This window comes from Micromonospora aridisoli, from assembly GCF_056150025.1.
This window is the reverse complement of record NZ_JAXCFK010000008.1, coordinates 220,794-241,722: the sequence shown is the minus strand read 5'-3', so window position 1 is coordinate 241,722 and position 20,929 is coordinate 220,794. Positions and strand designations below refer to the sequence as shown.

The 20,929-nt window shown below is 73.4% G+C and carries 17 protein-coding genes; 9 read left to right on the top strand and 8 right to left on the bottom strand.

Annotation, left to right across the window (positions count from 1 at the left end; all coding sequences use genetic code 11):
- Window positions 1-26: 26 nt before the first annotated feature.
- The 3 genes from SM447_RS18825 to SM447_RS18815 form a co-directional block, all read right to left on the bottom strand.
- Complete coding sequence (locus SM447_RS18825) at window positions 27-569, bottom strand: NUDIX hydrolase (RefSeq protein ID WP_474574121.1); 543 nt, start codon at window positions 567-569, stop codon at window positions 27-29.
- Window positions 570-644: 75 nt separating this feature from the next.
- The gene (locus SM447_RS18820) at window positions 645-2,435 is read right to left on the bottom strand and encodes a RelA/SpoT family protein (protein ID WP_474574232.1); all 1,791 of its coding nucleotides are present in this window, start codon (window positions 2,433-2,435) and stop codon (window positions 645-647) included.
- A 129-nt stretch (window positions 2,436-2,564) separates the two neighbouring features.
- Window positions 2,565-4,319, bottom strand: coding sequence for a DEDD exonuclease domain-containing protein (locus SM447_RS18815; protein WP_474574120.1), 1,755 nt, complete (start codon window positions 4,317-4,319; stop codon window positions 2,565-2,567).
- A gap of 128 nt (window positions 4,320-4,447) precedes the next feature.
- Between SM447_RS18815 and SM447_RS18810 the strand changes: the two genes are divergently transcribed.
- From SM447_RS18810 to SM447_RS18800, 3 genes are all read left to right on the top strand, one after another.
- The gene (locus SM447_RS18810; RefSeq protein ID WP_474574119.1) at window positions 4,448-5,908 is read left to right on the top strand and encodes an NYN domain-containing protein; all 1,461 of its coding nucleotides are present in this window, start codon (window positions 4,448-4,450) and stop codon (window positions 5,906-5,908) included.
- Window positions 5,909-6,072: 164 nt separating this feature from the next.
- Window positions 6,073-7,332 carry a M48 family metallopeptidase gene (locus SM447_RS18805; RefSeq protein WP_474574231.1) on the top strand — a complete coding sequence of 420 codons (1,260 nt, stop codon included), beginning with the start codon at window positions 6,073-6,075 and terminating at the stop codon, window positions 7,330-7,332.
- A 76-nt stretch (window positions 7,333-7,408) separates the two neighbouring features.
- A complete protein-coding gene (locus tag SM447_RS18800; RefSeq protein ID WP_474574118.1) occupies window positions 7,409-8,533 on the top strand; it encodes a glycosyltransferase family 4 protein in 1,125 nt (374 codons plus the stop codon).
- 68 nt (window positions 8,534-8,601) lie between these two features.
- On the opposite strand, the gene SM447_RS18795 is transcribed toward SM447_RS18800, so the two are convergent.
- The 5 genes from SM447_RS18795 to SM447_RS18775 form a co-directional block, all read right to left on the bottom strand.
- Window positions 8,602-10,257: a putative bifunctional diguanylate cyclase/phosphodiesterase gene (locus SM447_RS18795; RefSeq protein WP_474574230.1), complete on the bottom strand. Its 1,656-nt coding sequence runs from the start codon at window positions 10,255-10,257 to the stop codon at window positions 8,602-8,604.
- Between the two features lie 79 nt (window positions 10,258-10,336).
- Window positions 10,337-11,146, bottom strand: a complete 810-nt coding sequence (locus tag SM447_RS18790) for an SAM-dependent methyltransferase (RefSeq protein ID WP_474574117.1) — start codon at window positions 11,144-11,146, stop codon at window positions 10,337-10,339.
- A 169-nt stretch (window positions 11,147-11,315) separates the two neighbouring features.
- Window positions 11,316-11,984 carry a response regulator transcription factor gene (locus tag SM447_RS18785; protein ID WP_007072219.1) on the bottom strand — a complete coding sequence of 223 codons (669 nt, stop codon included), beginning with the start codon at window positions 11,982-11,984 and terminating at the stop codon, window positions 11,316-11,318.
- Window positions 11,985-11,991: 7 nt separating this feature from the next.
- Entirely contained in the window at window positions 11,992-13,686 is a 1,695-nt protein-coding gene (locus SM447_RS18780) for a sensor histidine kinase (RefSeq protein WP_474574116.1), read from the bottom strand.
- Between the two features lie 14 nt (window positions 13,687-13,700).
- A complete protein-coding gene (locus SM447_RS18775) occupies window positions 13,701-15,500 on the bottom strand; it encodes an AMP-dependent synthetase/ligase (protein ID WP_474574115.1) in 1,800 nt (599 codons plus the stop codon).
- Window positions 15,501-15,646: 146 nt separating this feature from the next.
- Here SM447_RS18775 and SM447_RS18770 point away from each other — a divergent pair, with 146 nt between their 5' ends.
- The 6 genes from SM447_RS18770 to SM447_RS18745 all read left to right on the top strand — a co-directional run bounded on the left by SM447_RS18770 (window position 15,647) and on the right by SM447_RS18745 (window position 20,915).
- The gene (locus tag SM447_RS18770) at window positions 15,647-16,102 is read left to right on the top strand and encodes an SRPBCC family protein (protein WP_474574114.1); all 456 of its coding nucleotides are present in this window, start codon (window positions 15,647-15,649) and stop codon (window positions 16,100-16,102) included.
- Between the two features lie 40 nt (window positions 16,103-16,142).
- Complete coding sequence (locus tag SM447_RS18765; RefSeq protein WP_474574113.1) at window positions 16,143-16,850, top strand: hypothetical protein; 708 nt, start codon at window positions 16,143-16,145, stop codon at window positions 16,848-16,850.
- 70 nt (window positions 16,851-16,920) lie between these two features.
- Window positions 16,921-17,868, top strand: coding sequence for an ROK family glucokinase (locus SM447_RS18760; protein WP_474574112.1), 948 nt, complete (start codon window positions 16,921-16,923; stop codon window positions 17,866-17,868).
- A gap of 2 nt (window positions 17,869-17,870) precedes the next feature.
- The gene (locus tag SM447_RS18755; protein WP_474574111.1) at window positions 17,871-18,596 is read left to right on the top strand and encodes an endonuclease/exonuclease/phosphatase family protein; all 726 of its coding nucleotides are present in this window, start codon (window positions 17,871-17,873) and stop codon (window positions 18,594-18,596) included.
- Window positions 18,597-18,681: 85 nt separating this feature from the next.
- Window positions 18,682-20,088 (top strand): flavin-containing monooxygenase, encoded by a 1,407-nt coding sequence (locus tag SM447_RS18750; protein ID WP_474574110.1) that lies wholly within the window; start codon window positions 18,682-18,684, stop codon window positions 20,086-20,088.
- Window positions 20,085-20,915: an alpha/beta hydrolase gene (locus tag SM447_RS18745; protein WP_474574109.1), complete on the top strand. Its 831-nt coding sequence runs from the start codon at window positions 20,085-20,087 to the stop codon at window positions 20,913-20,915. Before SM447_RS18750 ends, SM447_RS18745 begins: the two co-directional genes overlap by 4 nt.
- The last annotated feature ends 14 nt before the right edge of the window (window positions 20,916-20,929 follow it).

The following is a 20,929-nucleotide window of genomic DNA, read 5'->3' as shown; positions in this document are numbered from 1 at the left end:
TCCGTTCGGGCCGCCGTCGGGCCGGCTCACGCCGTCGTGTCGGGCAGTGGCGGCGGGAACTGCCCGGCCAGCGGACCGATGTCGTAGTAGGCCAGCAGCCGGGCGGTCGGCCAGGTCAGTTTCGGTAGGTCGTCCAGCGGGTGCCAGGCGGCCTCGAACACCTCCGCGCCGTCGACGGTCAACTCGGTGCTCGACGCCGGCACCTCGGCGGTGAACACCACGTCCACCCATCCCTTGGCGTGCACGATGGCGTTGGGCGTCGCCGGGGTGAGTCGGGTGGGGGAGAGCCGCACGCCGGTCTCCTCGAACAGCTCCCGGGCCGCGCCGACGGCCGGGTTCTCCCCGCGTTGCAGCAACCCCGCCGGGAGGGTCCACCCCCGGCCCGGAGGCTGCCGAAGCAGCAGCAACCGCCCCGCGCCGGTGGCTTCGCTGTCGCGGAGCAGGGTGACGGCCCCGACGATGTACTTGGGCACGGCCATCCGCACCAGCCGACGGCGTACCGGTAGTGGCAGTCGGTAGAAGACCTGGTACGCGACGGCGCGTCCGGTGCGACGGGTGCGGGGGATCATGGCTCCAGGCTAGTGGCCGTGAGGCGGGCTCGCGCCACGAGGAGCACGCCGATCACCGCCTGACCGTCCCGGTGGTCACTGACGGTGGTCGACCAGGTCGATGAGTTGGCGTACCACGGCGTCCGGCTCGATCACCCGGTCGAAGACCGCGACCAGCAGCGTTTCCAGGTCCGGGTAGCCGAGTTCCTCCGACAGCCGCAGCAGCGGCAGGTCGCTGGCCAGCCCCCGGTTGTGCTGACGTAGCGCCAGCCCGATGGTGGCGCGGCCGAGGCGTACCTTGTCGCTGATCGAGATGCCCGGCTCGCTGTGCTCGGCGAACCACCGGTTGATCTGCATCTGCGCGTGCGGCGACTTGACGAACCCCAGCCACTCGCGCCGCGGTCCGCGCGGAGCGACCTCGGCGTCGAGGCTGCTCTCTTCGTCCGTCTCGGTGAAGATCTCGACCACGTCGCCCTCCTCCAGCTCGGAGGAGAGCGGAACCAGCCGGCCGTTGACCCGTGCCGCGAGGCACCGGTCGCCCCGGTCGGTCCCCAGCTCGTACGCCAGGTCGACCGGGGTGGCGCCGGCCGGCAGGACGATCTGCCGACCCTCGGCTACCACCTGGATCTGCGCCTCGGACAGGTCGCAGCGCAGCGAATGGAGGAACTGCGCCGGGTCGGCCGTGCCCTGTTCCCAGTCCAACACCCGGCGCAGCCAGTCGAGCTGCCCCGAGCGGGTCGCCGTGACACCGCCCGAGCGGGGAAAGCGGAAGTCGGCGGCCACCCCGTACTCGGCCGAGCGGTGCATCTCCGACGTGCGGATCAGCACCTCGACGGTGCGGTTCTTCGGGCCGCAGACACTGGTGTGCAGGGAGCGGTAGAGGTTGTTCTTCGGCGAGGCGATGAAGTCCTTGAAGCGTCCGGGTACGGGCCGCCAGAGACCGTGGACCGCGCCGAGTGCCGCGTAACAGTCGGTCGCCGGACCGTCCACCACGATCGTGATGCGGGGCAGGTCGAACGGGACGGCATGGCCGCCGGCCACGGTGTCCTTCCAGATCGAGTAGAGGTGCCGTGGGCGTGGGGCCACCTCCGCGTCGACCCGGCTGCGTCGCAGCGCCACCCTGGCCTGCGCGACCACCTCGGCGAGGTAGCTGTCCCAGCCGGGCCGGTCGTGCACGTGCCGGGCGATGCGGGCGTGCTCGTCCGGCTCGAGGTGCAGCAGCACCACGTCGTCCAGCTCCCGCTTGAGGGTCTGGATGCCCAGCCGGTCACAGAGCGGTACGAGCACCTCCTGGGTCTTGCGGGCGATGCGTTCGCGGGAAGCGGCCGAGCGTACGCCGAGGGTGCGCATGTTGTGCAGCCGGTCGGCGAGCTTGATGATGAGCACCCGGACGTCCTTGCCGGCCGCGATGATCATCTTGCGGATGGTCTCCGCCTCGGCGGCCTGCCCGTAGAACGTCTTGTCGAACTTGGTCACCCCGTCGACCAGGTGGGCGACCTCGTGGTCGAAGTCCTCCGCGAGCGCCTGCAACGTGTAGCGGGTGTCCTCCACCGTGTCGTGCAGCAGCGCCGCGACCAGGGTGGTGGTGTCCATGCCCAGTTCCGCGCAGATCTGGGCGACCGCGAGCGGGTGGGTGATGTACGGCTCCCCGCTCTTGCGGAACTGGCCGCGGTGCATGTTCTCGGCGATCGTGTAGGCCCGGCGCAGCACCGCAGGGTCGGCTCCGGCGTGGATGGCGCGGTGGGTGCGTACCAGTTGGCCGACCGGTTCGGTCTCGGCGGTCGGCCAGGTCAGCAGCGATCGCAGTCGCCGGGTGAGGGGCAACTCGCCGGGCTGTGTCGGGAGCGCGCCGCCCAGGGCACCGCCGTGTCCGGCGTTGACGTCCACCTCGGACACCCCCTCACGCCTGCTGCGCCACCACCGGAATCCGGCAAGCGGGAGCAGACCCTCGAAACGGGCAGGACTGCACTTCCTTAACAGAGTAAGTGAGTCGACGTAGTCCGATCGGACAGTTGCTCATGAGCGTTCGGACCAGAGTTGCCGGGACGCCGCGCTCTCGGCCTTGGTCAACAGGTCGCGGAACCGGGCCGCACCGGCCACCGGGGAGGCCCAACCGGCCGACATCTCCACCAGCCGGGTCTCCGGTCGCTCCAACCAGGACAGGATCCGCTCCGACTCCTCCGGGCTGGCCGCCGGGACCGGCCCGTGTCCGGGCGGCACCGTCTCGGCGGTGGCCCGGATGGCGGCCAGCGTGGGTCGAGGGTGGACTCCCGGCGGGGAGACCCCGGCCCCGGCGAGCCGGCCGTGCCGCACCAGCGCCAGCTCCCATCCGCCGCCGGCCGCCGGATGGGCGGCGGCCACCTCGGCGAGCCCACTCAACGCGGCGAGACGCTGCATGCGTACGGCGGCCCGCAGCACCGCCGCGAGCCGGGAGCGCAGCACCGCGGCCTCCTCGTAGCGCTGGCCGGCCGAGAGCGCCTCGATCCGGGCGAGCAGGGCGTCCACCACCGGTTGCGGATCGCTGGTGGTGGCATTGGTGAACGGCGTGACCGCTCGGGCGTCGTACTCCTCCGGGGAGATCCGGTGCTCGCAGGGCGCCGGGCACCGACCCAGCTCGGCCAGCGCGCAGGCCGGCGTGACGGTGCGCAGCGACAACCGGTGGGTGCACTGGCGCAGCGGCACCGCGTCGTGGAAACCGGCGGCGGCCAGCTCGGCGGCGCGCCGCGAGGTGAACGGGCCGAGGTAGGCGCGGTCGTTCGGGGAGATCTCCCGGACCACCGACAACCGGGGGTACGGCCCGTCGGTCAGCTTGAGCCAGACCACCCGCTCCGGGAACTTCGACCGCCGGTTGTACGGCGGCGCGTGCGCCGCGATCAGCCGCAGTTCGCGCACCTCGGCCTCCAGCGAGTGCGCGCACTCCACCGCCTCGACCCGTTCGGCGGCGGCCAGCATCTCCGAGATCCGGGCGCGTTTCTCCGCAGCGGTGAAGTAGCTGCGTACCCGGGTGGCGATGTCCCGCGAGGTGCCGACGTAGAGCGGCCGGTCGTCGGCGGCCCGGAAGATGTAGACCCCGGGGGAGCGGGGCAGGCCGTCGGCCAGGTGCCGCTTGCGACGCTGGGTCGGGGTGACCGCGCGGGCGAACTCGATGGCGTCGCCGATGGTGTCGACCCGGTGCCCGCCGAGCCGCCCGATGAGTCCGTGCAGCACGTCGACGGTCGCCCGGGCGTCGTCCAGGGCCCGGTGCGTCGGTTGCGTGGCCGCCCGGAAGTAGGCGGCGAGGGTGCCGAGCTTGCGGTTGGGTACCTCGTCGCGCAGCAGCACCCGCCGGGCCAGCGCGGCGGTGTCCAGCACCCGTGGGTTCGGCCAGCGGTAGCCGTGCTTCGCGCAGGCGGCCTTGAGGAAGCCGACGTCGTAGGGCGCGTTGTGGGCCACCAGCACGGCGTCCGACACGAACTCCAGGAAGCTCGGCAGTACCTGCTCGATCGGCGGCGCCGGCAGCAGCATCGCCTGGGTGATGCCGGTCAGCACGGTGATGAACGGTGGGATCGGCATCCCGGGATTGACCAACGTGGCGAGCACTCCCAGCTCCTCGCCGCCACGCACCTTGACCGCGCCGATCTCGGTGATGCCACCGCCGTCCGGGGCGCCTCCGGTCGTCTCCAGATCGACCACGACGAACGTCGTCGCGTACAGCGGCAGCGCCGGGTCGACGCCGTCGACGGTCGGGTCGAGCCCGGCCAACGCCGGTTGCAGGAATTCCTGTGCTGCCATCCGCGGCACCGTAACGGTCCGGTCCGACACTCCCGCCCCATCGGCCCCAACTGTCACCACAAGCCCTAGGATGAGAGATCGGCTCACTCACCGGGCGGTGGGCCCGCCAGCGGTGGGAGACTTGCCACATGCCCCTCACCGAGCCGCACGACGACAATCTCCCGCAGGAGGAGCAGGTTGTCGCGGTGCCGGCCGCCGGTGACGTGCCGACCGTCGACGCGGCGGCGGGCGCCGGGTCGGCGGACCCGGTCCAGGCGGAGCCCGTCCAAGCGGAGCCCGTCCAAGCGGAGCCGGAGCCGAGCCTGCCCGAGCCGGTCCGGCAGCGAATCGTCTCGCTCACCGCCGCCGTGCTGCCGGGCCTGCCCGGCGACGAGGTTCCCGTGCCGCTGCGCCGGGTCGCCAAGTTCGCGCCGAACCGACGGGCCCGGCTCGGCGCGCCGGCGATCGCAGCCCAGCTCGCCGCCGATCCGCTGTTCCGGCAGCGGGTCACCGCCCGGGTCCTCGCCGACGCCGGTGACCTGGGCACCGCCGTGGTGGAGGGCACCGCTCCCGCCGCCGCCGACCCCGTCGAGGTGGCCGCCCTGGCCTACCTGGCCCGCCCGCGCGGTTGGCGGGAGCTGATCGACGCCAGCGGGGCGGCGGTCCGCGCCGAGGCGGACACGGCGGTCGTGGCCGAGCTGGTCCGCCAGGCCGAACAGCGGGCCACCCGGGCCGAGCACGACCGGGCCGTGGCCCGGGTCGAGGCCGACAAGCTGCGCGACGAGCTGGCCCGCGTGCGCGAGGAACTGGGCCAGCTTCGTGAGGAGGCCCGGCAGTTGGCCCGTACGCTGCGGGAGAGTCAGGCCCGGGAGCGCAAGGCGACCGAGCTGCTGGCCACCGAGCGGGGCCGGGCCGCGCGGGCGGCCGCCGACGCGGACGCCGAGCTGCGCCGCGCCCGGGCCCGGCTGGCCGAGGCGGAAGCGGCCGCCGGGGTGGCCCGCAGCAGCGCCAAGGAGGCACGCTCGGTCGACGACGCGCGGTTGTGGCTGCTGCTGGAGACGATCGGCCAGGCCGCCCTCGGGCTGCGCCGGGAGCTGGCCCTGGACCCGGTCGACAAGCTGCCGGCGGACTTCGTGGCGGATACCTTCGCCGAGTCGCCCAGCGGCACCGCCGCCGCGGCGCGCGCCCGGGACACCGACGACCCGGCCCGGCTGGACCAGCTGCTGGCCCTGCCCCGGGCGCACCTGGTGGTCGACGGGTACAACGTGACCAAACGCGGCTTCGGCGAGATGTCCCTGGAACAGCAACGCAAGCGACTGGTCACCGGTCTCGGCGGGATCGCCGCGCAGACCGGCGACGAGGTCACCGTCGTCTTCGACGGGGCCGAACGGGTGCACGGCCTGCCGCCCACCCCGCGCGGGGTCCGGGTGCTCTTCTCCCGCAAGGGCGAGACCGCCGACGAACTGATCCGCCGGCTGGTCCGCGCCGAACCACCGGGCCGTCCGGTGGTGGTGGTCTCCTCCGACCGCGAGGTCGCCGACGGGGTACGCCGGCACGGGGCCTACCCGCTGGGCGCCGATTCCCTGCTGCGTCGGCTGTCGCGGTCCTGAGCCGGCCGGCCGGGCGGCGTGCCGACGGGCGCGGGCCGGGCGTGGCCGGGACATAGGATGGGCGCCCATGGCGACAGGAGCGGCGGTATGAGGCGTACGGCGGACGACGCGTGGGCTCGCGTTCGCTGCGGCGGTGGGCCGCCGACGCACCACGGGCAGGCGTGGTGAGCCCGCGGGGCTGGGCGCTGCTGACCCTGGCGGGTCTGGGCGTCGCGCTGGTCCTGGCGGCGTTGGTGCTGATCCCGTGGCAGCGGCCGCCGGCGCCCCGGGCCGACCAGCTCGCCGCCCTGCGTGACCTGCCGGCCGAGCAGGTGGAGCGCGCCCGGCAGTTCCGGTCCGCGTTGCGTCCCGGCGGATGGGCGGCCCTCGGCGTCGGGCTGCTGGTGGCGCTGGCGCTCGGGTTGACCCCGCTGGGCAGCCGCCTGATCGAGCTGGCCGGGCGCCCCTTCGGCGACCACTGGATCGCGCAGGCGGTCCTCGGTGGTCTGGCCGTGGTGCTGGTCGCCGACCTGGTGACGCTGCCGTTCTCGGCGTGGCGGCACAGCGTGCTCACCCGCTACGGGCTCGCCACCAACGGCTGGAGCGGCTGGGCGGTGGACCTGCTCAAGTCGTACGCGGTCAGCGCCGTCATCGGCGCCGTGGCCCTGCTCGGCTTCTACACCGTCGTGCGGCTGGCCCCCCGCTGGTGGTGGGCGTTCGGCGCGGCCGGTGCCGCCACCCTGGTGGTGCTGCTCTCCTTCGTGCTGCCGGTGCTGGTCGAACCGGTCTTCAACCGGTTCAGTCCGATGGAACCGTCGCCACTGCGCACGCAGCTGATGGAGCTGGCCGAACGGGACGGCGTGCCGGTACGCGACGTGTTGGTCGCCGACGCGTCGCGGCGTACCCGGGCGGTCAACGCGTACGTCTCGGGACTGGGGCCGACCCGCCGGGTGGTGGTCTACGACAACCTGCTGCGCGAGGCGACGCCGGCCGAGGTGACCGCGGTGGTGGCGCACGAACTGGGCCACGCCCGGGACCGCGACGTACCGGTCGGCACGCTCACCGGCGCGCTCGGTGCGGCCGCCGCCGTGGTGGCGCTCTACCTGATCGGCTCCTGGCCGCCGCTGCTGCGCCTGGCCGGCGTCGACTCGGTGGCCCAACCCCGGGCGTTTCCGTTGCTGCTGGCCCTGGTCACCGTGGCCGGGCTGGTCTTCGCCCCGGTGCAGGCGCTGATGTCGCGGCGGGTCGAGGCCCGCGCCGACGCGCACGCGCTGGCGTTGACCGGAGACCCGGTCGCGTTCGAGTCGATGCAGCGTCGCCTCTCCGCGGTCAACCTCGCCGACCCCGACCCGCCCCGCTGGGAGTACCTCTACTCGGCGTCGCATCCGTCCACCGTGGAGCGGATCGCCGCCGCCCGCGCCTACGCCAGGGAGGGTGGCCGGTGAGCGAGCGTCAGCGAGCGAATCATCAACGCAGCGTCCTGGTGCCTGATGGCGGCCCGCAGCGTAGCGGCGGGCCGGCATGAGCCGCACGTTGCTGGTCACGAACGACTTCCCGCCCCGGCCGGGCGGCATCCAGTCGTTCGTGCACAACCTCGCGGTCCGTCAGCCGGCCGGTGCGGTGGTCGTCTACGCGTCGAGCTGGGCCGGAGCGGAGAAGTTCGACGCCGACCAGCCGTTCGAGGTGGTGCGTGAGCGCACCAAGGTGCTGCTGCCCACCCCGCTGGTGGCCCGCCGGGCCGCCCGGTTGGCCCGGTCGTACGGGTGCGACACGGTCTGGTTCGGCGCGGCGGCACCGCTCGGGCTGCTCGCCGCCGGGCTGCGCCGGCGGGCCGGCGTCCGGCGGGTGGTCGCCCTGACCCACGGGCACGAGGTCGGCTGGGCGGCGCTGCCGCTGGCCCGGGCCGCGCTGCGGCGCATCGGCAGGGACACCGACGTGGTCACCTACCTGGGGGAGTACACCCGGACCCGGCTGGCCCGGGCGCTGGACGGCCTGACCGAGCTGCGGCGGCTCGCGCCCGGCGTGGACACCGACGTCTACCACCCGTCCGTCGACGGCGGCGCGGTGCGGCACCGGCTCGGCCTCTCCGACCGACCGGTGGTGGTCTGCGTGTCCCGGCTGGTGCCCCGCAAGGGTCAGGACATGCTGATCCGGGCGATGCCGTTGATCCGCCGCCGGGTGCCCGACGCCGCGCTGCTGGTGGTCGGCGGTGGGCCGTACCGGGCGACGCTGGCCCGGCTGGCCCGGCAGCACGGGGTGGAGCGGGACGTGGTCTTCACCGGTTCGGTGCCCGCCGCCGAACTGCCCGCGCACTACGCGGCCGGCGACGTGTACGCGATGCCGTGCCGCACCCGCAACCGGGGACTGGACGTCGAGGGGCTCGGCATCGTCTACCTGGAGGCGTCGGCGACCGGCCTGCCGGTGGTGGCCGGCGACTCCGGCGGTGCCCCGGACGCGGTGCGCCAGGGCGAGACCGGGTTCGTGGTGGACGGTCGGGATCTCGCGCAACTCGCCGACCGGGTGGCCACCCTGCTGGCCGACCGAGATCTCGCCCGCCAGTTCGGCGCCGCCGGCCGTGCCTGGGTGGAGCGGGAGTGGCGCTGGGAGACCCAGGCGCAGCGTCTGGCCGCCCTTCTCGCCGGCTGACCCCGCCCGGTGTTAACAGGGGCCCCCTGCTATACGCCAGGCGTTAACAGGGGGCCCTTCCTTTCACGTCAGCGGATGCGGGCGAGGATGTGGTCGGCGGGGGCGGGACGGCCGAAGTGCCAGCCCTGGCCCGCGTCGCAACCGATCGCCCGCAGCCGTTCGGCCTGCCCGCCGGTCTCCACCCCCTCGGCCGTCACCGTCAGGTCAAGCGCGTGCGCCAGCGAGACCAGCGAGGCGAGGATCCGTTCGTCGGCGCGGGCCTCGGGTGCCCGCAGGCCACGGACGAACTCGCCGGCCACCTTCAACTCGGTCACCGGCAGGTCCCGCAGGTAGGCCAGGTTGCTGTAGCCGGTGCCGAAGTCGTCGATGGCGATCCGGATACCCAGGTCGGCGAGGGCCCGCAGGGCACGCACCGGCTCCTCGGAGGTGGTCATCATGGTGCTCTCGGTGATCTCCAACTGGAGCCGGTTCGGCGGTAGGCCGGTACGCCGCAGCAGTGCGCGTACCTCCTGCACCAGACCGGGCCGGCGCACCTGACGGACGGCCAGGTTGACGCTGACGTACGGCGCCTCACCCGACGGTGACGTCCAGCCCACCGCCTCCCGGCACGCCTCGGCGAGCACCCAGCCGCCGAGCTGCACGATCAGCCCGGTCTCCTCGGCCAGACCGATGAAGCTGTCCGGGCGCAGCACGCCCAGCCGCGGGTGACGCCACCGGACCAGCGCCTCCACCCCGAGCAGGGTGCCGTCGTGCAACGAGGTCAGCGGTTGGTAGTCGAGGAAGAACTCGCCGCGTTCCAGGCCGGCCGGGATGGCCGCGCTCAGCTCCTGGCGGGCCTGTTCCCGGCCGTCGCGCTCGGCGTCGTACAGCGCCCAACCGGCGCCTCCGGCCGCCTTGGCCCAGTGCAGGGTGCTGCCAGCGGCACGCATCAGGTCGTCCGGTGAGGTGCCGGCGACCCGCCGCTCCACGATGCCCACGCTGGCCGTGACCGTCACGTCGTGCCCGTCGACCACCACCGGCTCGGAGAGCGCGGCGAGCGCCGCCTCGGCGACGGCGACCACGTCCCCGGTACCGGTGGACCGCTCGACGAGGATGACGAAGGCGTCCCCACCGAGCCGGGCGACCAGGTGCGGTTCGACCGCCCGACGCAGTCGCCGCGCCGCCGCGACCAGCGCCCGGTCGCCGATCTGATGTCCGTACGAGTCGTTGACCCGCTTGAACCGGTCCAGGTCGAGAAAGCACAGCCCGACCCGGCGGCCGTTGCCGGCCGGCCCGTCGATGGCGGCCGCGAGACGCTCGGCGAAGAGCGTGCGGTTCGGCAGATCGGTCAACGGGTCGTGGGTGGCCTGGTGCCGGAAGCGGGCCTCGCTGGCGCGCAGCGCCTGCTCCGCCTCGGCACGGGCGGTCAACGCGGCCCGCCGGATCGACTCCTGCTCGTCGAGGGTCCGGTCACGCAGCGCGCGAGCGTAACCGGTGGCGACCGCGCCCAGCAGCCGGGCCATCCGGTCCTCGATGTCGTCGGCGACCAGGTCGAGGTCGCGGATCAACCGGAGCTGGATCACCTCCACGGTCCGGCCGAGCGCCTCGGCGGAGGCGATGTGCGCGGCGACCAACTCGTCGGCGACCCGGTGCCCCACCCGCAGGTCGAGCGGCTCCGCCCGCAACGCCTCGGCCAGCAGGTCGGTGAGTCGCTGGAGCAGCATCTCCAACTGGGCGTGGGTCATCGGCAGATAGCTGGTGCCCGCGACCGCCTTCGCCCAGGCGCGGGCGAACACTCCCGCGCATGGCCGGCTGTCCGGGGGCTCACCCACCGAGTCGCCCGACCCCGCCGAGAAACACCGCCCGTTCGGCGTCCTCGGCGCTCTCCGGCGTCTCCGGACGCCACTGCGGCACCCACACCACGCCGGGCTCGACCAGCTCGAATCCCTCGAAGAAGCCGGTCAGCTCGGCCCGGCCGCGCACCCACAACGGGTTGTCGGTGCGCCGGTAGACCTCCTCGGCCTCGGCCCGCTCGGCTTCGTCCCGACCGTCGTCGCTGGCCTGGGACAGGACCAGGTAGCTGCCGGGGACCAGTGCTTCGCGCAGGGTCCGCAACACCTCGGCCGGCCGGTCGTCGTCGGAGACGAAGTGCAGTACCGCCACCACCAGCACGGCCATCGGCTGGGTGAAGTCGAGCATCGCGCGTACGTCGGGATGGGCCAGGATCCGGTCGGGGTGGCGCAGGTCCTCCTGGATCACCGCCGCGCGGTCGTTGCCGGCCAGGATCTCACGGCTGTGCGCCACCGCGACCGGATCGACGTCGACGTAGACCACCCGCGAGTCGGGGGCGTGTCGCTGCGCGATCTCGTGCACGTTGCCCACGGTGGGGATGCCGGAGCCGATGTCCAGGAACTGCCGGATGCCGGCGTCGGTGAGGAACTGCACGGCCCGGCGCAGGAAGGCGCGGTTGGCCTGGGCCATCAGCGGCGCCTGGGGAACCGCCGCCACCATCGCCCGGGCGGCGGCCCGGTCCACGGCGAAGTTGTGCGAGCCGCCGAGATAGTAGTCGTACATGCGGGCGACGCTGGGACGTTCGACGTCGATCGTTTCGGGTGCCCAGTCCGGCCGCTGCAATGCCCCTCACCCCTTCGCACGCCCTCGGGGCGACTGTGCCCCGGCGGGTATTCTGCCCCGCTTTCGCAAGCGAGGCCATAGCGGGTGAGTGCCGGAGGACGATCGATGTGCCGGATCCGTGCCCGCCGTGGCGGACACGGATCCTCGTCGGTGCCCGTCGGGGGCGCGCTCAGAACTTCGGGGCGTCCGGCGCCTCGAGCAGACCCAGCCGCAGCGCGGTCATCAACGCCTGCGCCCGGTTGGCCGCGCCAAGCTTCTCGTACAGCTTCGAAATGTGGGTCTTGGCGGTCGACTCGCTGACGAACAACTGCTTGGCGATGCCGGCGACGCTCATTCCGTCGGCGAGCAGCCGCAGCACCTGACCCTCCCGGGGGGACAGTTGCGGACCGGACGGGGCGAGCCGTCGCTTCATCGCCTCGGCCAGGTCGGCGGCGGTGAAGGCGCTGGGGGAGGAGGCGGCGTGCCGGGCGGCGGCGACGACCTCGTCGGCCGGCGCGGTCTTCGGCACGAACGCGCTGGCACCGGCCTCCAGGGCGCCGAACAGCTGGTCGTCACCGGCATACATGGTGAGCACCACGATGCCCATCGACGCGCTGGACTTGCGCAACGCCCGGGTGGCCTCCAGGCCGCTGCCGTCGGGCAGTCGCAGATCCATGATCACCACATCCGGCTGCAGGGCGCCGGCCTGCCGGACGCCCTCCGCCGCCGTGGCCGCCTCGCCGACGACCTCGAACTGCCGGTCGCGCTCGAAGGCGTGCCGCAGGCCCTTGCGGATCAAGTCGTGATCGTCGACAAGGAGGACCTTGGTACGGGTTGCCGGTGTCGGGCTTGTGGTCATCCTCGGCTTACTCCCCTTCTGCTGCGGCGGCGCTACCGCGAACGTTATCGCGCCGGGGCGGTGAACCGACCACCACAGCGACGGTCGTGCCGCTCGGCTGCCGCGGCCTGATCTCCAACCGGCCCCGGATACGTTCCGCTCTCTCGGCCATGATCGCAAGACCATAGTGCCCGTCCGAGCGCTGGTCACCTATGCCGTGACCGTCATCCGACACTTCGATCTGCGCGTACGGCGGATCCACCTCGCAGGTGACCCAGAGATTGGACGCGCCGGCGTGCTTGCGGGCGTTGGTGACCGCCTCCTGGGCGATGCGCAGCAGCTCGGCCTCGGTGGCGGCGGGCAGCCGGGCGGTGGACTCGTCCAGCGACAGGTGCACCCGCAGACCGCCGGAGGCACCGACGGTGCGCGCGTACTCGGCGATCGCGGCGGCCAGCCCACCGTGCCGATCCACCTCGCTGCGCAGCTCGAACAGGCTCAGCCGCAGTTCGGTGATCACCCGGGTCACCTCCTGGCGCAGCAGACGCAGCGACTCGGCGGTCTCCTCGGCGTCGTCGTGGACGGTGGCCAGGGCGTTGTCGATGCCGTAGCCCACCATCACCAGTTCCTGGGCCACCCCGTCGTGGATCTCCCGGGCCAGCCGCTGCCGTTCCTCGTTGGTGGCCAGCGAGCGCACCTCGTCGAAGAGCAGGGCGGCCTCCAGGCGCAGCGCCGCCGGGCCGGTCAACCCGGTTACCTGCGCCACCACCGGTGACGGATAGGCGTGCGCGGCATCGGCCTCCAGCACCACCAGACCGACCGTACGCAACCCGGCCACCAACGGCACGATCAGCGCCGAGACCTCCCCACCGCGGTGCGAGCGGGACTGCGAGCGGGCCGCGGTCTGGGACTGCTGGCTGGCCCAGGCGTCGGCGATCGCCGAGTCCGCGTCGAGGGTGGTCTCCCAGTCGACCCGTTCGGCACCGAGCTGAGCGAGCACCACCAGCCGACCTCCGCCGCTGGCGGAGAGCACCGCGCCACGGTCGGTGCGGGCCACCGTGCGCAGCTCCTCCAACAGGTGCTCGGCGATCCCACCGGGATCCAGGGTGGCGCCGGGCAGCTGCCGGGCGACCGTACGCAGCTGGGTCAGCAGCCGGGTCGCCTCCGCGTACGGCTGGGGCTTGCTGTCGTGCCGGGCCTGCATCACCCGGTGCAGCGTGCCGGCGGCGTAGAGCCCGAGGGCCGCCAGGATCAGCCACTGCGCGCAGACCGCGAGGTACCCGGGCTGGGTCAGTTGCCGGACGCCACCGACCTCGGTCACCGCCCCGGCGACCAGCAGGCTGGCGGCGGTCACGGCGATCAGCGCCGCGCCCTCGCGGAAGCGGCGGCGCAGCGCCGTGACGGTCACCGGCACCGCGAGGTAGGGCAGCACGGCGGAGGCACCCAACCCGCCGATGTGACCGCCGACGGTGGCCACCGCGGCGACCTGGCTGGCGGCCAGACCGAGCACCACCACCTCCGCCACCCGGCTGAGCGGACCGACCAGCCGGTGCTGGGGAGCCAGCAACGCCGGTAGCCCGGCCAGTGCCAGCAGGACGATCCACCACAGCTGGGTCACGTCGCGGGTGGCGAACAGGGTCAGGACGGCGACCAGCGTGAGCACGACCACGCGCGCCGCCGCGGCGAGCGGGTGCGAACGGGCCAGGGCGGATGTGGAGGCGGGCACGTGACGGATGGTAGTCAGCCGCGGTAGATGTCGGCGATCTCCGCCGCGTAGGTCTTGTGCACGACCTGGCGCTTGACCTTCAGCGACGGGGTCAGCTCGCCGGTCGCCTCGGTGAAGTCGCGCGGCAGCACCCGGAAGACCTTGATCGCCTCGGCCTTGGAGACCGCCTGGTTGGCCCGGTCCACGGCGGTCTGGATCTCCGCCCGCAGCCCCTCGTGCCGGCGCAGCTCCTCGATCCCGGTGTCGGCGGGCAGTCCGGCCGACTCCAGCCAGGCCGGCAGGGCCTCCTCGTCGAGGGTGACCAGCGCGGCGATGAACGGCTGCCGGTCACCCACCACCACGCACTGGCTGACCAGGGGGTGTGCCCGTACCTGGTCCTCGAGCACGGCCGGGGCGACGTTCTTGCCGCCCGCCGTCACGATGATCTCCTTCTTCCGGCCGGTGATGGTCAGGTAGCCGTCACCGTCGAGCGAGCCGAGGTCGCCGGTGCGGAACCAGCCGTCGGAGGTGATCGCCTCGGCGGTGGCCTCGTCGTTGCGCCAGTAACCCTGGAAGATGAGGTCGCCGGCGATGAGGATCTCGCCGTCGTCGTCGATGCGGATGGTCACGCCCGGCAACGGCCGGCCGACCGTGCCGATCCGGGTGAAGCCCGGCAGGTTGGCCGAGGCGGCGGGAGAGGTCTCGGTCAGGCCGTACCCCTCGCAGACGGTCACGCCGACACCGCGGAAGAAGTGGCCGAGCCGGGCACCGAGCGGCGCGCCGCCGGAGATGGCGTCGCGGCAGCGGCCGCCGAGCGCGGCCCGCAGCTTGCCGTAGACCAGCCGGTCGAAGAGCGCGTGCTGGGCGCGCAGGGCCAGACCCGGCCCGCCGGGCGTCTCCAGCGCCTCGCTGTACGCGATGGCGACCGCCTCGGCCCGGGCGAAGATCTTGCCCTTGCCGGCGGCCTCGGCCTTCTGCTTGGCGCCGTTGTAGACCTTCTCGAACACGCGCGGCACCGACAGGACGAAGGTCGGCTTGAACTCCTGGAGCTGGGCGACCAGGTCCTTGGTGTCGGAGCAGTGGGCCATGGTGGCCCGGGCCTGCACCACGCCGATCTGGATGAGCCGGGCGAAGGCGTGCGCGAGGGGCAGGAACAGCAGGGTCGACGCGTTCGGTCCGAACAGGTTCGGCAGCACCGGAACGGCGTTGGCGATGTCGGCGTACATGTTGCGGTGGGTCAGCATGCAGCCCTTGGGCCGGCCGGTGGTGCCGCTGGTGTAGATGATGGTCGCCATGTCCGAGGAGCGCAGCCCCGCCCGGCGGCGCTCGATCTCGGTCGGCTCCACCGTCGCGCCGGCCGCGGTGAGCTCGTCCACTCCGCCCAGGTCGATCTGCCAGACGTGGGACAGCGCGGGCAACTGGTCGCGGACGCCGGCCACCAGCGTGGCGTGCGCGGTGCTCTCCACCATGACGGCCACCGCGCCGGAATCGGCCAGGATCCAGGACGCCTGCTCGGCGCTGGACGTCTCGTAGATCGGCACGGTGACCGCGCCGGCCGCCCAGATGGCGTAGTCGACCAGCGTCCACTCGTAGCGGGTGCGGCTCATCAGCGCCACCCGGTCACCGGGCTGGACTCCGGCGGCGACCAGCCCGCGGGCGACCGCCGCGACCTCGTCGCGGAACTGCCGGCAGGTCACGTCGACCCAGGCGCCCGCCGCGTCGCGGCGGACGAACTGCACCGCGTCGGGCGCGGTCTCGGCGTTCTCCCAGACCGGATCGGTGAGGTTGGCCGAATCGCCGACGGTGACGATCGGCGGGACGGAGAACTCGCGCACCTGCACTCCCTCGTGCTCACGGGACCGGGTCGGGCCGCCACCTGCGCCGGTGGCTTTGTCGAAACCTACCCGTCCGGTCGGCGTGGAGCACACTGCGGTGGGGCGGCGCGGCACGCGGGCGCTCACCGGACGGGTAGCCTCCCAGCATGGCGGACTCCTCCACCCAGTCGATCATCATCGGCGCGTCACCGGACCGGGTGGCCGCGGTCATCTGTGACTTCCCGAGCTACCCGGAGTGGACCGACGCGGTCCGCGCCGCGGAGGTGATCGAGGAGTACGAGGACGGATACGCCAGTCAGGTCCGTTTCGTCCTCGATGCCGGGGTGATGGCCGACGAGTACGTGCTGGCGTACGCCTACGCCGAGGATCTGTCCCGCATCGAGTGGCACCTGGTGGCCCCGTCGAAGATGCAGAAGGCGCAGCGGGGCGCGTACGACCTGGTGGCCAACGCCGACGGGGGCACCACCGTGACCTACACCCTGGAGGTGGAGCTCGCGGTCGGGATGCTCGGAATGTTCCGTCGCAAGGCCGAGAAAATGATCATGGATGCCGCGTTGAAGCAGCTCAAGCGCCGGGTAGAAGCATCCGGTGCGGCGCAGTGACGCGTCCGGCGACCCGGTCGCCGCGATAGAGGAGCCCAGCATGGGTGCGACAGATCCGGGTACGGCCCGGGAAGAGGCGGAGCGGCTGGTTGCCACTCTGCTGGCCACCGTGCGGATGGCCGCCGCCAACCCGGCGGCGGTGCCCCTCGGCCCGCTCGGTGGGATCGTGACCGGTGTCCTCGGTCACAACGACGCCCCCGGCGCCGGCGCCACCGGGGGTGGGTTCGCCACCGGCGCCGCCGAATGCTGCGTCTGTCCGGTGTGCCGGGGTATCGCCGCCCTGCGGGACCCGAGTCCCGAATTCGCCGAACGATTGGCCACCGGCGCCGGGGACCTGGCCGCCGGTCTGGCCAGTTTCCTACGCGCCTTCAGTTCCGCGGAACCGGCCGGTCGCCCCGCCGAGCCGCCCGCCGGTCCCTCCTCCGACGCCACCGGTGCCACCGACGTCGACCCGGACGGCGACCACGTGTGGCGCGAGGCCACCCGTACCGGGCATGATTCTCAGCCGGCACCGGAGCGGGACGTCTGGTCCGCCGCGACCCGGGCGGAGGACGTCACCGTTTCGACCGCCGCGCCCGTCGATGCCGCCGGGCCGGTCGCGCCGGCCGGCCGCCGGCCGCCGGCCGACCGTCGCGTGGTGCCCGCCTCCCGGGTACCCGACGGCGAGCCCGCGCCGGGCGACGAGCCCGCACCGGACGGCCGTGCCGTGCCCGGCGGGCGGCAGGGCGCACCAGGCGACGGGGCCTGACCAGGGACGACCCGCACCACCGGCGAGGGCAGGTGTGCGCGGGGTGGCACAGCAGAGGGGAGTGGCAGCGGTGACGCTGACCATCGGAGTCGACGTCGGTGGCACCAAGGTGGCCGGCGGTGTCGTCGACGACACCGGCACGGTCCTCGTGCAGACCCGACGGGACACCCCCGCCGACGATGTCGGCAAGACCCGCGACGTCATCATCGAGCTGGTGGCCGAGCTGGCCGCCGGCCACGACATCCGGGCGGTCGGCATCGGCGCGGCCGGTTGGATCGACGCCAGCCGCGCCACCGTGCTCTTCGCTCCCAACCTGGCCTGGCGCGACGAGCCCCTGCGGGCGTACGTCAGCGCGGCGGTCGGACTGCCGGTCATCGTCGAGAACGACGGCAACGTGGCGGCCTGGGCGGAGTTCCGTTACGGCGCCGCCCGGCACGCCGACGACTCGATGGTCATGTTCACCATCGGCACCGGCGTCGGCGGCGGCATCGTGCTCGGTGGCGAACTCGTGCGGGGCGCCAACGGCATCGCCGCCGAACTCGGCCACATGCTCACCGTCCCCGACGGCCACCAGTGCGGGTGCGGGCGACTCGGCTGCATCGAGCAGTACGCCAGCGGCAGCGCGCTGGTCCGGTTCGCCCGGGCCGCGGCCCGACAGGAGCCGCACCGGGCCGCCGCGCTGCTCGAGCTGGCCGACGGGGACGCCGAGGCGATCACCGGCCCGATGGTCACCGCCGCGGCCAAGGGCGGCGACCCGGTCTCGGCGGAGGCGTTCGCGCAGGTCGGGCGCTGGCTCGGCACCAGCCTGGCGGACATGGCGCAGATCCTCGACCCGCAGATCCTGGTCGTCGGAGGTGGCGTCATCGACGCCGGTGAACTGTTGATGGGCCCCACCCGTCGCTCGTTCACCGAGGCTCTGGCGCAACGCAGCCGACTGCCGGTGGCCGAGATCCGCCCGGCCGAACTCGGCAACTCCGCCGGGGTCATCGGCGCGGCCGACCTGGCCCGGCGGATCTAGCGGTGTCCTCGACACCGCAGCCGGTGACCGACCTCGGCGTGCCGCTGCGCGTCCTGTCGTACAACGTCCACGGCCAGCGCGACGACACCGCCGCGCTGGCCACGGTGGTGCGCGAGGTGGCACCGGACGTGGTCGTCGTCCAGGAGGGACCGCGCCGGTTCCGGTGGCGGGAGAAGTCGGCCGCGCTGGCCGAGTCGTTCGGCCTGGTGGTCGCCACCGGCGGGCTGCCGTCGCTGGGCAACCTGGTGCTGACCAGCCTGCGGGTGCGGGTGATGGGGACCCGCTGCCGGCGCTTCCCGCTCACCCCCGGCCGGCACCTGCGCGGCGCCGCGTACGCCGACTGCCGGGTGGGCACCTCGGCCCGGTTCACCGTCGCCGGGTCGCACCTGTCCACGGATCCGGCCGAACGCCCCGGCCAGGCCGAGCTGTTCAAGCGGGACCTGGCCGCCGCCCCCCACCCGGTGATCGCCGCCGCCGACCTCAACGAGGAGCCGGGGGGACCGGCGTGGCGCACCGTCGCCGACGGGTTGACCGACGCGGCGGTGGCGGCCGAGCGGGCCGACCGGCTGACCTACTCGTGCGCGGATCCCCGCCGGCGCATCGACGCGCTGTTCGTCGACCCCCGGATCACCGTGGTCGACTACGACGTGGTGGACAACCCGTTGACCCGGCGGGCGAGCGACCACTTCCCGGTCCTGGCCGACCTGTTGCTGCCAGCCACCGCCTGAGTGGCCGTCGGGCTGGACATCCCGCTCCGTTGTGGAGAGGATTTCGCGCGACCCGGCATTCGTGCCGAGACGAAGGAGACCCCCGGTGCCCACCCCCACCGAGCCCGGCCGGCCTGATCCGGAGACGACCACGCTCGCCCGCAGCCGCGACGGCGGCCCGGTGTCCGACCGGGGCGACACCGTCTGCGTCATCGGCGCCGGCGCCAGCGGCCTGACCGCCGTCAAGAACCTCGCCGAGCACGGCTTCGGGGTCGACTGCTACGAACGCGAGACCGGCGTCGGCGGCGCCTGGAACTGGCGGCACGACCGCAGCCCGGTGTACGCCAGCACCCACCTGATCTCGTCGCGGCCGTTCACGCAGTTTCCCGACTTCCCGATGCCGGACCACTGGCCGGACTACCCGCACCACAGCCAGCTGCTGTCGTACTTCGAGCGCTACGCGGACCATTTCGACCTGCGTCGACACATCTGGTTCGGCACCGAGGTGGTGCGCGTCGAGCCGGTGGCCGACGACCGGTGGGACGTGACCACCCGCAGCACCGGCGGCTACGGCCCCGAGCGGACCTCCCGGTACGCCGCGGTGGTGATCGCCAACGGGCACAACTGGTCACCCAAGCTGCCCCGGTACGACGGGCTGGAGCAGTTCCGGGGCGAGGTCATGCACGCCTCGTCGTACAAGGACCCGGCGCAGCTGCGCGGCAAGCGGGTGCTGGTGGTGGGTGCCGGCAACACCGGCTGCGACATCGCCGTGGAGGCCGCCCAGCAGGCGTCGCGCTGCTGGCACTCCACCCGGCGCGGCTACTGGTACGCCCCGAAGTACGTCTTCGGTCGCCCCGCCGACCAGGTCAACGACACGCTGCTGGCGCTGCGGGTGCCGCTGCGCGTACGACAGTGGCTCTACCACCGGACGCTGCGACTGACCGTCGGCGACCTGACCCGCTTCGGGCTGCCGAAGCCGGACCACCGGGTGTACGAGACGCACCCGATCGCCAACAGCCTGCTCGTCTACCACGTGGGCCACGGCGCGATCACCCCGGTGCCGGACGTCGGACGCTTCCACCCGCACTCGGTGGAGCTGACCGACGGTCGGCAGATCGACCCCGAACTGGTGGTCTTCGCCACCGGCTACCTGCCGCGTTTCGAGTTCCTCGACGGGAAGATCCTCGGCGACGACGAGGGCGTCGGCCGGCCCCGGCTGTGGCTCAACTCCCTCGTGCCCGACCATCCCACCCTCGCGGTGACCGGGCTGCTCCAGCCGGACTCCGGCATTTTCACCCTGGCGCACTGGCAGGCGGTGCTCTTCGCCCGGCTGCTGCGCCTGCGTGCCACCCGCCCGGAGCGGGCCGCGGCCTTCGCCGCTCGGGTGCGGGCCGGGGCCGGTGAGCGCTACTCGCCGCAGGTCAAAGACTCGACCCGGCACTGGTTCGAGGTCGGGCACGCCGACTACCTGCGCGCGCTCGAGCGCGCCCTGCGGGACCTGGAGGGCAAATGACCGTGGGCGCTGGCGAGCGGGTGATGCGCAGCTGGGAGTGGGCGCGGCCGGTGCGTCCGGTCCGGCGCGAGGTGCTCAGCGCGGTGCCGCAACTCGAGGAGGGCCGGCCACCACTGCTGTTCGTGCCCGGTTTCGGCCACGGTGCCTGGGCGTACGCCGAGAACTGGCTCGGACATGCGGCGGCCCGTGGCTTCAGCGCCTACGCGGTGAGCCTGCGTGGGCACGGCGGCAGCGAGCCGGCACCGGAGGCGACGCTGCGGGCGTACGCCCACGACGTGGTCCAGGTGGCGGCCGAGCTGCCGCGCCAGGCGGTGCTGGTGGGGCACGGCGCGGGTGCCCTGGTGGTGGCGCACGCCCTGGCCCGCTATCCGGCGCGGGCGGCGGTGTTGGCGGCGCCGGTCCTCGGCGGTTGGGCGACGTTCGGCACGGCCCTGCGTCGTAACCCGATCGGCACCCTGCCGGCGGTGTTCGGCGGCGGGCTGCGGCTGAGCCGCCGGCAACTGTTCAGCAACGAACTGCCCGACGCCGACGCCCGGCGGTACACCGCGCGGCTGGGTCGGGCGGCCCGGCGGGCCCAGTGGCAGCTGCTGACCGGGGCGGGTCCGGAGCCGGCGGTGGGCAACCCGCCCGTGCTGGTACTGGGCAGCCCGGACGACCGGGTGGTGCCGGCGTCGGCGCTGACCCGCGCGGCGCGGCGGTACGGTTCGGCTCCCCTGCTCTTCCCCGGCATGGGGCATGACCTGATGCTCGACGCTCGGTGGCGGGAGCCGATCGACGCGATCCTCGACTGGCTGCTCAAGGACCCGGCCGGCGCCGACCGGCCGTGACCGGCGGGGCCCGG